The organism is Marinobacterium sediminicola (genome assembly GCF_022343685.1).
Taxonomy (GTDB): Bacteria; Pseudomonadota; Gammaproteobacteria; order Pseudomonadales; family Balneatricaceae; genus Marinobacterium; species Marinobacterium sediminicola.
Genome location: NZ_CP092123.1, coordinates 2,883,498 through 2,897,292, shown reverse-complemented (window position 1 = coordinate 2,897,292; position 13,795 = coordinate 2,883,498). Strand labels below are relative to the sequence as shown.

Below are 13,795 nucleotides of genomic sequence, written 5' to 3'. Positions count from 1 at the left end.
AAAAAAGCGCCCGGAAGGGCGCTTTTTGCTGTGTGCAGGGAAGGGCAACTCAGAAACTGTAGGTCGCGGACAGCCAGTAGTTGCGGGACTTGGCCTTGACGTTGTAATCATCGATGTAGTTCGGCTCCCAGGTAACACCACCATCCTCGGTGGTAAAGACCGTCTGGTAGGTGGTGAAGTCCTCGTCCAGCAGGTTGTTGATGCGGGCGTTGAGGGTCAGGTTTCGCGTCACCTCATAGCTCGCGCCCAGGTGATAGAGGGTGTAGTCCTTGTAGTATTCCGGGTAGTCGACACCGTCATCCCAGCCGCGCGGTGTACTGGTGAAGCGCTTGGAGCGCATCTCGGCGGTCAGGTAGGTATTGAGGCTTGGCGTTGCCTGCCAGTTCAGCGTGGCATTGGCCATGTGTTTGGCGGTGCCGCTCAGCGGCTCGCCCTTGTTGTCGCCGCTGGTGATGCGGGCATCGGTGAAGGTGTAGTTGACGCGCAGGTACAGCGTCGGTGTCAGATGCAGTTTACCGGCCAGTTCGACACCGTCGATCTGGGCGCTGTCGATATTGACCAGCTGACTGAAGGTGTAGCCGTTACCGAGTACCTGATTCCATTCCGGCGCCAGGTTGGCACAGTTGTCGGCGTCGGCCGCCGGGTCGTCACAGTGATAGATGCCATCGCCACTCTCGATCTTGTCCTTGAATCTGTTGGAGAACAGTGTGGCGTTAAAGTTATGGCCATCCGGGTGGGAGTAATACACCGCCAGCTCGCTGCTGACGCTGGTTTCCGGTTCCAGGTCCGGGGTGCCATGGAAGGGGCGCGTGCCCTGGCCGCCGAAACCAGTGATACCGTCGTAGAGGTCGCTGGCCTTGGGCGCCTTGTAGCCGGTGCTGACACCGCCTTTCAGTGTCCACTCCGGCGAAATCGCCCAGTTGGCGTAGGCGCGCGGGCTGACGTGGCCACCGAAGATGTTGTGGTGATCATAGCGGACACCACCGGTCAGGGTCAGGTCCTGGGTGATGCTCCAGTTGTCTTCAGCAAACAGGGACCACTGCTTGTGTTCCTGTACGTTACCGGACGCAAAACCGCTGCCATTCATGCCGAACGTACCGTCTTCCATCTCCGCATCCACGTACTGCCCACCGTAGACCAGCCAGTGGTTGCCGATCTGGCTGTCGAATTTAACGTCCAGCGTGGTCTGGCGTGTTTCCAGTGTCCGCTTCTGCCGTGGCAGGAACGCGGCCTCGATCTCGGCATCGGTGGCACCGTTGGCAACCATCTGCGCGTACAGCAGGCGCTCATCGGCGGTCAGTGGCAGGGTGCGGCCATCATTGCTGGTGGCGATATGGTGCAGGCTGACCGTGCTGTGTCCGAAGGACCAGTCGCCTTCGTGGGTCAGAGATACCTGGTCACGGCTGAACTCCTGCTCCAGCGCATATCCGGCACGGGGCAGGCGGTCGACGCTATCGGTGGTGCCCAGCGGGTTGGCTCCGTCCACCGGCACGTTGTCATATTCCTGACGCGAGGTCTCGAGGTCGAGCATCAGCAACTGGTTATCGGTCGGCTTGAAATCGAACCTCAGGCCCAGATTGCGGTTTTCGTTGTCGACTGTCTTGCCGCCGGCACCGTAACCCAGCTCGCGCGGTACCGGGTCACCGTTGGGATCGGTGATATCGTCAAAGTCGGGTGTGGACGCATCGCGCTGGTACAGACTGCCTCGCACGTTAAGGCCCAGCACGCCGTCAATCATCGGGCCGCTGATGGAAAAGTCGGTGGTGCGATCGTTGCCAAAGTCATCGTTGGACTCAATGGTCTGGCTGTGGGACACGGAGCCATGCCACTCGCTGCCAACCTTCTTGGTGATGATGTTGATGACGCCCCCAAGGGCATCGGCGCCATAGAGCGTTGAAGCGGGGCCACGGATGATCTCAATGCGTTCGATCATCTCCCTGGGTGGAATATGGTTGAACTGGTTGCCGCCGAAATTGTTCGGGTAGATGTCACCGATGTTGTTCTGGCGTTTGCCATCGATCAGGATCAGGGTGTAATCGGCCCCCATGCCGCGGATGCTGATCCCGCCCTGACCGGTCTTGTCCGTGGTCTCCCCCACATCGACCCCTTCCACTTCACGCACTGCATCCAGCAGGGTGAGGTAGGGTTTCTGTTTGAGCTCTTCCTGGCTGATCACGGTGATGGAAGCAGGGGCATCGGTCAATTTCTGTTCGATGCCAGCCGCACTGACGACAACAGTGTCCTGATTGATTGTGCTGTTGGCCTGAGCGTTGGCGGCGGCGATGGCGGTGGTAAGAGCCACGGCGGCAGCGTGTTGGGGGGAAATTCTCAAGGTTCAACTCCTTTGCTGGTTGTTATCGGCCTGTTGCTGCGTTGGGCGCGGCATCTCCAAGCGGGGAAGGAGGTTAAAGTTTTGTTAAAATTAAATCAATAGTAAGAATCATTATCATTCGTTGTATGTAAATGATAATTACTATATTCTCTGCGCTCTATCGAGTTCAGGACAGGTTGGCAAATGAAGGACATAGAGGTCACACCCGGAGGGAGCGGAGGAAATCAGGTTGAGGTGTCGGGCCAGCGTCGTTCCACCTGGCTGCGCCGGTTACTCAGCTGGCACTGGATCAGCTCAGCCTTCGCACTGTTCGGCATGATGCTGTTCGCCCTGACCGGTTTCACGCTCAACCATGCCGGCCAGATTCCCGCCTCGAAACAGGTGGTGACGATTAATGAGCAGCTGGCTGACGAGCTGCTGCAGCCTTTGCGTAAGGCGCAGCTGTCCGAAGCCCTGTTGCCGGCAGAGCTTCTGGACTGGTTGTCGAGCCAGCATGAGTTAAGCCTGCCATCAGGTCAACCAGAATGGTCCGAATTCGAAGTTTACCTGTCATTACCTCGCCCGGGAGGCGATGCCTGGCTGAGTGTGGACCTGGAAAGCGGTGAGTTGCTCTATGAGTCCACCGACCGCGGCTGGATTGCCTACCTGAACGATCTGCACAAGGGGCGGAATGCGGGTCAGGCCTGGAGCCTGTTCATCGATTTTTTTGCGCTGGTGTGCGTGGTGTTCAGCCTTACCGGGCTGGCCGTGCTTTGGCTGCATGCCCGTGAGCGGGCTGCGGTCTGGCCGGTCACCGGGCTGGGGGTGATGGTGCCTCTGCTGCTGGCGGTTTTGCTGGTGCATTAAGGAGAGGGTATGCAATGGAAAAAACTGACGGCGGCACTGCTGCTGTCTTCAGCGACGGGCCCGGTGCTGGCGGTCGCGCTCAGTGTGCAGGTGGAAATTCCGTCGCTGCAGGTGGCCGAATATCACCGCCCCTATGTGGCGCTCTGGATCGAAACGGATAAGGGGCGTCATCAGCAGGATCTGGCCGTCTGGTACGACCTGGAGATGAAGGATAACGAGGGGACCAAGTGGCTCAAGGATCTGAGTCTCTGGTGGCGGCGCAGTGGGCGCCAGCTGGAGTTTCCGGTAGATGGCCTGTCGGGGGCTACGCGCCCGGTCGGCACTCATGAGCTGTTTTTTGCAGCGGATTCGCCGCAGCTGGCCAATCTGCCTGAAGGGGCATATCACCTGGTGGTGGAGGCTGCCCGTGAAGTGGGCGGACGCGAAGTGATCCGCCTGCCGTTCCAGTGGCCCGTCACACATACGCAGCAGCAACAGCAGCAGGGCGAGCATGAGCTGGGACGTGTCGCTCTGCAGTTAATGCCCTGAACAGACTATTGAACGAGAAGGAGTGCTTATGAATATCAAACGCTTGAGTGCCTGTGCCCTGCTGGCGCTGGGGTTGGGAGCGGTGGCGACCGCACAGGCACACCGTGCCTGGATGCTGCCGTCGGCTACCGTGTTGTCTGGCGACAATGCCTGGGTCACAGTGGACGGTGCCGTCTCCAACAGCCTGTTCTACTTCGAGCACCATCCGTTGCGACTTGAGCGTCTGGAAATTCTGTCTCCCACCGGTGCCCAGGTTGAAGCCCAGAACAGGGCGGAGGGACGCTACCGTTCCATGTTTGATGTTGAGCTGACCGAAGAGGGAACCTATACCCTGCAGATGCACCGCCAGGGCGCTTTTGCACGCTACCAACTGGATGGCGAACCCAAACGCTGGTCCGGCCCGGTGAACAGAATTGACGAAATTCCGGCCAATGCGACCGATCTTCAGGTCAGCGAAATCGACAGTCGCATGCAGGTGTTTGTCACCCGAGGGGAGCCGAGCAATGCCAACTTCAAGCCGACAGGGCAGGGTATTGAACTGCTCCCCTTGACCCATCCCAACGACCTGGTTACCGAAGAGCCGGTGAGTTTCCAGTTCCTGGTGGATGGCAACCCCGCGGAGGGACTGTCACTGCTCCTCATTCGTGACGGCATCCGTTACCGCGATCAAGTCGGGGAAATTGAATTGACCACCAACGCAGAGGGCCGGGTGGAGCTGGTGTTCGATGAACCGGGCATGTACTGGTTGGAAGTGGAGTTGGAGCAGCCGAGCCAGCACATTGACGGGGCCAAGCGCCGACTGAGCTACAGTGCCACGCTTGAGGTGTTGCCGCTTTGAAAATCGGCCTGAAAAGCCTGTGCTTGTTGCTGGGGCTGGCCTTGCTGTTGGTCTGGCAGCTGGAGGGCCTGGCGTCTGAGCGACGCTGGGGGGCGTCCATTGCACTGGTGTTGTACGCCGGTGTGCTGGCCGCTGCCTTGCGGCGTGCCCGTCCTGATGGGGCGGATACGGATGCTTGCCCTGATTACCGTGTCGCCTATGCCACTGAAACCGGAACGGCCCGCCAGCTGGCTCAGGAAATCTGTAAACGCCTGCGCAAAGCGGGTTTCACGGCCGCGCCAGTGGCACTGAATCAACTCTCGACGGTGCCAGTGCCCGAAAGGGCACTGCTGCTGGTAGTGAGTACCACGGGGAATGGCGATGCACCCAAAACGGGCATCGGTTGGGATGATGGGGAAGTATCGATGCGCTATGCCGGCTGCCCCTTTGCCCTACTGGCACTGGGGGACCGCAATTATCCCCGTTTCTGCGCCTTCGGTCTGGACGTCGCGCTGCACTTGCAGGCGGCAGGCGCCAAGCCCCTGTTTGCCCCGGTTCAGGTCAGCCAGGCGGATCCCAGGATGCTCGATGTCTGGTTTCGGCAGCTGTTGCCGAAAGCTGATTGATGCCGTTGTACCGTCTGTCCGGACTGGGTGCGGATGCGCTCTTCGCTGCGCTGATCGGATTTGCCAAGGCCAGTGGCAAAACCAGTGATACTGAAGGGCGTGGAAACCGTGGCACAGTTCGAGCACGCCCGTGAGCCTGGGGTCGATGCGGTGCAGGAATTCCTGTTTCGGGAGCGCTTTGTCGAGGTGTGGCAACCCGGCGTGGGGGACAATGATCGGCTGGATGGACAACCTTTCATACTGTGAATGAAATCCTGCCGCTCAGTCCGGGACCGGCGGCAGGGAGAGGGCAAGTCAGTCGTCGCAATCCTTGCGCAGTGCCTCGTGACTCTGCTTGCTGTGCTGACCAATGCGGCCGACCAGATCAGAGGCTGCGTCAGCGTCCTGAGCCTGTTCAGCCTGTGCCAGCTGATGCAACAGTTCAGTGAGCTGATCCAGCCCCTGTCGGTACTCTTGCATCATTTCCGGCCGCTGCTCGACAGGCAGGTCGTGCAGCTTCAGGGGCTGCTCATCCGCTGCGGCATGCGTAAGCTGAAGCATTTCCTCACGTGCAAGGCGCATCTGCGACCAGTCTGTTGTCGACAACGCCTGACGGTAAGCCTTGAACTGCTGCTTCAGAGACTCCATCTGTTCACCCAGCTGAGTATCCTGGCAGTGGTTGCTGTGGGCGCTGCCAGTCATTGGCAATACCCACAGGCTCGTTGTTAAAAGTGCAGTCGTTATTGTTTTCAGCATCATGTTTCCTTTTAACCAGATTGTTCTGCTCAGAACCAGAAACGGACACCCAGCAGCCACCGGGTTTCGTCGACCTCATGGCCGCTGTCTCGTGCCAGATCGGCCGAGTCGCCCAGCTTGCGCTCCCAGCTGACGCCCACGTAGGGCGCAAAGTCGGGACGTATTTCCCATGCCAGACGCAGCTCCAGGTGCAGATCGGCCAAGCCGCTGCCCTGGTGTTCGTTCGGGTCGGAGAAGTTGTGTGCAGTCAGGCCGACTTCAGGGCTTAGCACCCATTGTCGCGTCAGGCGGATTTCACGCTCAAGGCTCAATTCAGCCGTGAGGTCGGTGCCGGGGCCTGCCAACAGGTGCATTTCGGTTTCGATGAACCAGGGCGCGGTGCCGCTGACGCCCACCAGGACGCGATCATCACGGCTGTCTGTCAGAGGTTCATGCTGCCACCCCAGTTCCAGGTCCCAGTAGGGAGCGATGGCGCGACGATAGAACAGGCGCAGCTCCTGTTCTTCACTGCGCCCATCCAGTCTTGAGCCTTCGCTGGTCAAGACCAGCTTGTGGAAGTCGGTGCCCAGCCAGCCCTCGATGTTCCAGTTCAGGCGGGTATCGCCTTCACTGTAGGCTCCCTCCAGTTGCTTCACGTCCAGCTTGCCCAGTACCGGGTCGTCACTCATGCCGGCCAGAGCAAGGGAAGGCGTGAGCAGGGCCAGCAGTGGCCAGTGTTTGTGCAGTTTCATACCGTGTCTCCTCAGCTGACCACGACTTTTCGGAACATGCCCATCATGTGAAAGAGCAGGTGGCAGTGGAATGCCCATTCGCCACGGGCATCGGCAGTCACCAGATAGCTCAGGCGGGCACCGGGTTGTACCACCAGCGTGTGTTTGCGCGGCAGATGGGTGGCATCACCGGTCTCAAGGTCGCTCCACATGCCGTGCAGGTGAACCGGATGCGGCATCATGGTGTCATTGACCAGCGTAATGCGGACACGCTCTCCGTATTGCAGGTGGATCGGCTCGGCATCGGCATAACGGATACCATTGATCGACCACATGTAGCGACTCATGTTGCCGGTCAGGTGCAGCTCAATCTCTCGTCCCGGTTCACGGGTGTCCGGCGTGGGATAAAAACTGCGCAGATCGGCATAGGTGAGGACCTTGCGGCCATTGTTGCGCAGCCCGACGCCGGGATCGTCCAGGCGATACTGCGGATCTTCTGCCCGCATATCCACATGGGGGCCGTACTCGCTGTCGGCATGCATGGTCATGCCGGCAGAGAGGGGGTGACCCTGATAGGTTGGTACTGCCCCGTGGCCCGATCCGTGGTGTCCGTGGCCGGAACCATGCTGCATGCCGGCTGGCATGGCGTGGTCGTGAGTCATGACACCGTGATCCATGGCCATGCTCGAGTGATTGGAGTGCGACATGGAGGTCTGACCGGATGGCATCGCGGCATGGTCTTGATGCATCATCCCGCTGACCGGAGCCGACATGCCATGCAGGCTGTGATCTGTGCCCATGGAGGGCATGTCGTGGCTGGAGTGCTCGCCATGTCCGTGCGCGTCCATGGCCATGCCCATATCCATGTGAGTCAGTTCGGGTGCTGGGTCCAGCGCGGGCGGTGTGGCCCGCAGAGCCGGGTCCGGAGTCAGGTGACCGTGGGCGTAACCGGAACGGTCGATCGCCTGGGCAAAAAGGCTGTAGGCCCGCTGCTCCGTCGGCTCGACGATGACGTCGATGGTTTCGGCCACACCAATACGGAATTCGTCCACACTGACCGGTTGCACGTACTGGCCATCACAGGCAACGACAGTCATTTTCAGACCGGGGATACGCAGGTCGAAGAACGTCATCGCTGCCGCATTGATGATGCGAAGGCGCACTTTTTCCCCCGGTGTATACAGGCCGGTCCAGCCGGTGGCCGGTGTCTGGCCATTCATCAGGAAGGTGTAGGTGTAACCCGTGACGTCGGAGATGTCGCGATCACTCATGCGCATCTTTTCCCACATCTGCCGACGAGAGAGAGCGGTGTTCATCCCGTCGCGCTGAATCTCGGGAATGAGGTCATCCGTCAGGCTACGCTCGCGACGGTTGTAGTAGTGACTCATCTTTTTCAGGTTGGCAAAGATCCGCTCAGGCGGCGTATCGCTCCAGTCGGACAGCATTACCACATGGTCGCGGTCGTAACTGAACGGCTCGGGCTCCTTCGGGTCGATGATGATGGCGCCGTAGAGCCCGGTTTGCTCCTGAAAGCCAGAGTGGCTGTGATACCAGTAGGTACCGTTTTGCTGCACATCGAACTCGTAGGTGAAGGTTTCACCGGGGGCGATACCATCAAAGCTCAGTCCCGGGACGCCGTCCATCTCGGTGGGCAGGATGATCCCGTGCCAGTGGATGGACGAGTCGGTATCAAGCCTGTTGTGCACGTTCAGCCGAACACGGTCGCCCTCTCGCCAGCGCAGAATGGGAGCCGGCAGCGATCCATTGACGGTGGTGGCCAACTTTTCCTTGCCGGTGAAATTGACGATCTGGTGGCCGATCTCCAGATTGAAATCAGAGCCACTCAAAACGGGGTGTGACTGTGCTGTCGGCGTAGCTGCTGCCAACAGTGGGCGTGCGTTGAATCCCAGTCCTGTTACCAGGCCACCCAGGGCCAGTCCCTGGACGAAGCGGCGTCGTGAGGGCGCAGCCAGATTGTTGTCCTTGCTCATGAAGTACTCCTGAATTGCTAACGATTGTAGAGCCGCACATACAGTGCAGTGCGGCGGTGATCCGTTGCGTTTCAGGCTCTTGGAGGGCGGTGCAACCCTGACGGGAACAGGGGATGGTAGAGATTCGGTGGCAGGGCGCCGTGCACGTTGCCGGCGCTGCTCAGTTCGGGAAGACCGGTCAATACGGGAGCACAGTGGCTGGTGCAGCTGCTCAAACACTGCTGCCAGCAGGCGAGCTCCCCATCGCTGGAATCAGAGCAGTCATGTTCATGTGCCATCATGCCGCTGGCCGATTGATCGGCAGGCATGGGCGACGCCGATGCCAGAACAGGCATCAGCAACAGCAGCATCAGTGCTGCGGTGCTCAGCAGTCCGGTCAGTCGTTTGGCGTGCATATCAAACATGACAGTCTCGTTTGGAGTTTGGCATAGTATAAAACGCAGACCGGTGCTTCGATCAAGAGTTCCGGCAAGTTCAATTTCCCAGTCATATGCATCAGAGGCACCTTGGCCAACCGCCGTTCTTCTCCACTGTTTTGCTACCTGTTTCGTCCACTGTGGCGTGTGTTGTGGCGTGCCTTGCTGGCTCTCGGAGTTTTGCTCACCCTGCTGATACTCAGCCTGAAGGTGATCGATCCGCCGATCTGGTCCTGGCTGATCTGGCGTGAAGTGACCACACCTGCGGGCTATCCGGATAACTATCGTCACCACTGGGTCGACATTGAGCAGATCCCTGTCAAGGTGCAACTGGCGGTGGTCGCATCCGAAGACCAGCGTTTCCCGTTGCATGGCGGGATTGATCTGCAGGCGGTGCGCGAGGCGGTGGAAGATGCCCTGGACGGCAAGGGGCTTAGAGGTGCCAGCACACTGACCCAGCAGACGGCCAAAAATCTGTTCCTCTGGCCCGGGAGGGACTGGGTTCGCAAGGCTCTTGAAGCACCTCTGGCCTTGATGCTTGAGGGCATTCTGGGGAAGCGGCGTATACTGGAGTTGTATCTGAACATCGCCGAGTTTGCGCCCGGTGTCTATGGCGTGGGGGCGGCCAGTGAGTACTGGTATCAGCGGCCAATCGAACAGGTGAGTGCCGATCAGGCGGCTAGGCTGGCGGCCATACTGCCCAACCCCTGGCTTTATCAGGCGCAGCCGGCCAGTGCGTATGTGCGCCAGAAGGCCGACTGGATTCGCCAACAGATGCAACAACTGGGGCCGGATTGGATTGAACGGCTGGATTAGTCTGGTTATAAAAGGTTCAGTTTTTATTGCATTTGCTGTATAAAAGGCTCCTTCTCGGCGCATGATGACGCCATTCTGCTGCATGGACGCTTGTCGAGTTGCTCGATAAAGCGCGCAACCTCTTGATTCCGTTTGCTGCTTTGCCTACCCGGCGAAGTGGTGAGTAATATTTGACCTGATCGGTCAGGCATGATTCGGATACCAACATGACGAAAAATTCTCCGTTGGCCCTGTTGCCTCTAGGGCTGTTCCTGGCACTGTTTATCGGCAGTGGTCTTTATTATCACGCAGCCGGTACTGACTTTGCGTTCTACCAGATCTCCGCGCCAGTGGCGATTCTGCCGGCTATTGTTCTGGCGTTGATGTTGCAGAAGGGGCGTCTGAACGAGCGCATTGAAACCTTCATTGCCGGTGTTGGCGACAATACCATCATCACCATGGCGCTGATTTACCTGCTCGCGGGCGCGTTTGCCAGTGTCGCCAAGGCGGTAGGTGGCGTTGATGCCACGGTCAACTTCGGTCTCAGCATCATTCCGCCGGAACTGGTATTGCCTGGTCTGTTCGTGATCACTGCCTTTGTGGCAACCTCGATGGGTACTTCCATGGGTACCATCGCGGCCATCGCTCCGATTGCGGTGGGCGTGGCCGAAGCCACCGATCTGTCGCTGCTGCTGACCGTAGGAACCGTGGTGGGTGGTGCCATGTTCGGCGACAACCTGTCGATCATCTCTGATACCACCATTGCGGCCACCCGTACTCAGGGCTGTGAGATGCGCGACAAGTTCCGTCTGAACTTCAAGATCGCACTGCCTGCGGCGTTGCTGACACTGGTGTGGCTGTATGTTCAGGGCAGCAGTGCACAGGTCGAAGCCCCGGGCGATTATGAACTGATCAGAGTGCTGCCGTATCTGGCCGTGCTGTTGCTGGCGCTGTCTGGACTGAACGTTATGCTGGTGCTGTTCGTCGGCATCCTGCTGGCAGGGGCCGTGGGTCTTTTTGCCACCGAAGGCTACAACGTGGCGCAATGGTCCAAGGATATCTATGCCGGCTACACCGGCATGCAGGAGATTCTGATTCTGTCCCTGTTGATCGGTGGTCTGGGTGCCCTGATGAAGTCCCAGGGCGGTCTGGTGTGGCTGGCGGGCATGATCGATAAGCTGTCTCGCCAGAGCGAAGATCCCAGGAAACATCGCCGTTCCGGCGAGTTCAGCATCAGCGCGGCTGTGGCGCTGACCAACGTGTGTACCGCCAACAATACGGTCGCGATCATCATCTCCGGTGGTCTGGCCAAGGATATTGCCCAGCGTTACGGGGTCGATCCAAGGCGCAGTGCCAGCCTGATGGATATCTTCTCCTGTGTGGTACAGGGGATGCTGCCCTACGGTGCCCAGGTGCTGTTGGCCGGTTCTATCGCCAAGCTGTCCCCGCTGGAGATCATTGGCAATATCCACTATTGCTGGATACTGGCTGCGGCGGCACTGATCTCAATCGTGATCGGTTACCCTCAGCCCAAAGCGCGAAGCTGAGCGAAGCAGACGCAAATATCTGCTGTCTGGTGTGAAAACGGCTTCTGTGGATGCAGGAGCCGTTTTTGCTTGGGATAATGGTGGCGCATCGTTTCATCCTGAGTCATTGACGCTGGTCGGAACTGCTCAAAAAGTGCGCTATACTCCCGCCCCATTTCCGAGCGTTGATGTCAGGTTTTCAGATGCCCGCAGTTACCCCGATTTTTGAGTATCCCAAGTACTGGGCTGAATGTTTTGGTCCGGCTCCCTTTCTGCCCATGTCTCGCAAGGAGATGGATCAGCTGGGGTGGGACAGCTGCGATATCATCATCGTCACCGGTGATGCCTACGTCGATCACCCGTCATTCGGCATGGCGATTATCGGCCGCCTGCTGGAGGCTCAGGGGTTCAGGGTGGGTATCATTGCTCAGCCGGACTGGCATTCGGCTGATGCATTCAAGGCGCTGGGCAAGCCCAACCTGTTCTTCGGCGTTGCGGCGGGCAACATGGACTCGATGATCAACCGCTACACGGCAGACCGGAAGATCCGTTCCGACGACGCCTATACGCCGGGTGGCAAGGCGGGCAAGCGCCCGGACCGTGCCAGTCTGGTCTACAGCCAGCGCTGCCGCGAAGCCTATAAGGACGTGCCCATCATTCTCGGTGGCATCGAAGGCTCATTGCGCCGCATCGCACATTACGATTACTGGCAGGATAAGGTGCGTCGCTCCATCCTGCTGGATGCACGCGCCGATCTGCTGCTCTACGGCAATGCCGAACGTGCCGTGGTCGAGGTGGCTCACCGTATCGCCCGTGGCGAACCGGTCAACGAAATTACCGATGTGCGCGGCACGGCGTTTGTACGCAAGGATACGCCCGAAGGCTGGATGGAGATCGATTCCACCCGTATCGACCGTCCGGGCAAAATCGACAAGATCATCAATCCTTACGTCAACACCCGTGACCTGGAAGCCTGTCAGCTGGAAAACGGCCGCGAGGGTGGCGAAACCGCCGAAATGGATGCCGAGGACGAAGTGCAGATTCTGCACATCGAACCGCGGGTGAAGCTGGATCGCAGCAAAACCGTCATTCGTCTGCCGTCGTTTGAAAAGGTCAGCAAGGATCCGGTGCTTTATGCCCATGCCAACCGGGTACTGCATCTGGAAACCAATCCGGGCAACGCTCGCGCACTGGTCCAGTTGCACGGTGATCAGGAGGTCTGGCTCAATCCGCCGCCGATCCCGCTGACCACCGAAGAGATGGATCATGTGTTCGGCCTGCCGTATCAGCGGGTGCCTCATCCGGCCTATGGCAAGGAAGAGATTCCGGCGTACAAGATGATCCGTTTCTCGGTCAATATCATGCGAGGCTGCTTTGGCGGCTGTACCTTCTGCTCCATTACCGAGCATGAAGGTCGCATCATCCAGAACCGATCCCACGAGTCGATTCTCAATGAGATCGAGGAGATCCGTGACAAGGTGCCGGGCTTTACCGGCGTGATCTCCGATCTGGGTGGTCCCACGGCCAACATGTACCGGCTGGCGTGCAAGAGCCCCGAGATTGAGGCGGCCTGCCGTAAACCGTCCTGTGTGTTTCCGGGCATCTGCCAAAACCTGAATACCGACCACAGTTCACTGACCTCGCTCTACCGCAAGGCACGTGATCTCAAGGGCGTGAACAAGATCCTGATCGCCTCGGGGCTGCGCTATGATCTGGCGGTGGAAGATCCCGAGTACGTGCGTGAGCTGGTAACCCATCATGTCGGCGGTTACCTGAAGATCGCACCGGAGCATACCGAAAGGGGCGTGCTCGACAAGATGATGAAACCGGGCATCGGTACTTACGATGCGTTCAAGAAGATGTTCGAGAAGTTCTCGAAAGAGGCGGGCAAGGATCAATACCTGATCCCGTACTTCATTGCCGCGCACCCGGGTACCACCGATGAAGATATGATGAACCTGGCGCTGTGGCTCAAGCGCAACGGTTTCAAGGCCGACCAGGTGCAGGCGTTTTATCCTTCACCAATGGCCACGGCTACAGCGATGTATCACTCCGGTCGTAACCCCTTGCGTAAGCTGACGTACAAGAAGAGCGGGGAAAAGGTGGAGACGGTCAAAGGGGAACGTCAGCGCCGCCTGCACAAGGCGTTCCTGCGTTACCACGATCCTGAAAACTGGCCGCTGCTGCGCGAGGCTCTGACAGCGATGGGGCGTGCCGATCTGATCGGGGATGGTGAAAAGCAGTTGATTCCGGCCACCCAACCGGATGACGCCCAGCATGTCAGCCCACGCCGCAAGAACTCACCCAAGTCGGCTCGCGCCGGCAAAGGTCGAGTGCTCACTCAGCATACGGGATTGCCGCCAAGAGCAGGCAATAAACCGGGTAAGAGCAGCCGCAGCAAGCCGGCTGCCGGTCGCAAGCGACGGGCCTGAACCCGGCTGTTGCAGGTAGGGAGAAGGGGAGCAAGACGGAT

At 59.0% G+C, this 13,795-nt stretch carries 14 protein-coding genes; 9 read left to right on the top strand and 5 right to left on the bottom strand.

Annotated elements, in window-relative coordinates:
* Positions 1 to 49: 49 nt before the first annotated feature.
* Complete coding sequence (locus LN244_RS13170; RefSeq protein WP_239040237.1) at positions 50 to 2,332, bottom strand: TonB-dependent receptor domain-containing protein; 2,283 nt, start codon at positions 2,330 to 2,332, stop codon at positions 50 to 52.
* Positions 2,333 to 2,515: 183 nt separating this feature from the next.
* On the opposite strand from LN244_RS13170, the gene LN244_RS13165 reads away from it, so the two are divergent.
* Genes LN244_RS13165 through LN244_RS13145 form a run of 6 tightly spaced genes read left to right on the top strand, consistent with a single transcriptional unit; the run spans position 2,516 to position 5,395 of the window.
* Positions 2,516 to 3,178 carry a PepSY-associated TM helix domain-containing protein gene (locus LN244_RS13165; protein ID WP_239040236.1) on the top strand — a complete coding sequence of 221 codons (663 nt, stop codon included), beginning with the start codon at positions 2,516 to 2,518 and terminating at the stop codon, positions 3,176 to 3,178.
* Positions 3,179 to 3,187: 9 nt separating this feature from the next.
* The gene (locus tag LN244_RS13160) at positions 3,188 to 3,706 is read left to right on the top strand and encodes a DUF2271 domain-containing protein (protein ID WP_239040235.1); all 519 of its coding nucleotides are present in this window, start codon (positions 3,188 to 3,190) and stop codon (positions 3,704 to 3,706) included.
* 28 nt (positions 3,707 to 3,734) lie between these two features.
* Positions 3,735 to 4,544 carry a DUF4198 domain-containing protein gene (locus LN244_RS13155; protein ID WP_239040234.1) on the top strand — a complete coding sequence of 270 codons (810 nt, stop codon included), beginning with the start codon at positions 3,735 to 3,737 and terminating at the stop codon, positions 4,542 to 4,544.
* Entirely contained in the window at positions 4,541 to 5,149 is a 609-nt protein-coding gene (locus LN244_RS13150) for a flavodoxin domain-containing protein (RefSeq protein ID WP_239040233.1), read from the top strand. The genes LN244_RS13155 and LN244_RS13150 overlap by 4 nt, the downstream gene beginning before the upstream one ends.
* Positions 5,149 to 5,283 carry a hypothetical protein gene (locus LN244_RS16450; RefSeq protein ID WP_275424688.1) on the top strand — a complete coding sequence of 45 codons (135 nt, stop codon included), beginning with the start codon at positions 5,149 to 5,151 and terminating at the stop codon, positions 5,281 to 5,283. Before LN244_RS13150 ends, LN244_RS16450 begins: the two co-directional genes overlap by 1 nt.
* The gene (locus LN244_RS13145) at positions 5,258 to 5,395 is read left to right on the top strand and encodes a hypothetical protein (protein WP_239040232.1); all 138 of its coding nucleotides are present in this window, start codon (positions 5,258 to 5,260) and stop codon (positions 5,393 to 5,395) included. Before LN244_RS16450 ends, LN244_RS13145 begins: the two co-directional genes overlap by 26 nt.
* A 48-nt stretch (positions 5,396 to 5,443) precedes the next feature.
* On the opposite strand, the gene LN244_RS13140 is transcribed toward LN244_RS13145, so the two are convergent.
* From LN244_RS13140 to LN244_RS13125, 4 genes are all read right to left on the bottom strand, one after another.
* On the bottom strand, positions 5,444 to 5,830 hold the full coding sequence (locus LN244_RS13140) for a cytochrome b562 (RefSeq protein ID WP_239040231.1): 387 nt from the start codon (positions 5,828 to 5,830) through the stop codon (positions 5,444 to 5,446).
* 83 nt (positions 5,831 to 5,913) lie between these two features.
* A complete protein-coding gene (locus tag LN244_RS13135; protein WP_239040230.1) occupies positions 5,914 to 6,615 on the bottom strand; it encodes a copper resistance protein B in 702 nt (233 codons plus the stop codon).
* A gap of 11 nt (positions 6,616 to 6,626) precedes the next feature.
* The gene (locus tag LN244_RS13130; protein ID WP_239040229.1) at positions 6,627 to 8,585 is read right to left on the bottom strand and encodes a copper resistance system multicopper oxidase; all 1,959 of its coding nucleotides are present in this window, start codon (positions 8,583 to 8,585) and stop codon (positions 6,627 to 6,629) included.
* Between the two features lie 71 nt (positions 8,586 to 8,656).
* Positions 8,657 to 8,989 (bottom strand): hypothetical protein, encoded by a 333-nt coding sequence (locus LN244_RS13125; protein WP_239040228.1) that lies wholly within the window; start codon positions 8,987 to 8,989, stop codon positions 8,657 to 8,659.
* 102 nt (positions 8,990 to 9,091) lie between these two features.
* On the opposite strand from LN244_RS13125, the gene mtgA reads away from it, so the two are divergent.
* The 3 genes from mtgA to LN244_RS13110 all read left to right on the top strand — a co-directional run bounded on the left by mtgA (position 9,092) and on the right by LN244_RS13110 (position 13,754).
* Complete coding sequence (gene mtgA, locus LN244_RS13120; protein ID WP_239040227.1) at positions 9,092 to 9,817, top strand: monofunctional biosynthetic peptidoglycan transglycosylase; 726 nt, start codon at positions 9,092 to 9,094, stop codon at positions 9,815 to 9,817.
* A 206-nt stretch (positions 9,818 to 10,023) separates the two neighbouring features.
* Entirely contained in the window at positions 10,024 to 11,343 is a 1,320-nt protein-coding gene (locus LN244_RS13115) for a Na+/H+ antiporter NhaC family protein (protein ID WP_239040226.1), read from the top strand.
* 182 nt (positions 11,344 to 11,525) lie between these two features.
* Positions 11,526 to 13,754 (top strand): YgiQ family radical SAM protein, encoded by a 2,229-nt coding sequence (locus LN244_RS13110; protein WP_239040225.1) that lies wholly within the window; start codon positions 11,526 to 11,528, stop codon positions 13,752 to 13,754.
* Positions 13,755 to 13,795 lie beyond the last annotated feature (41 nt).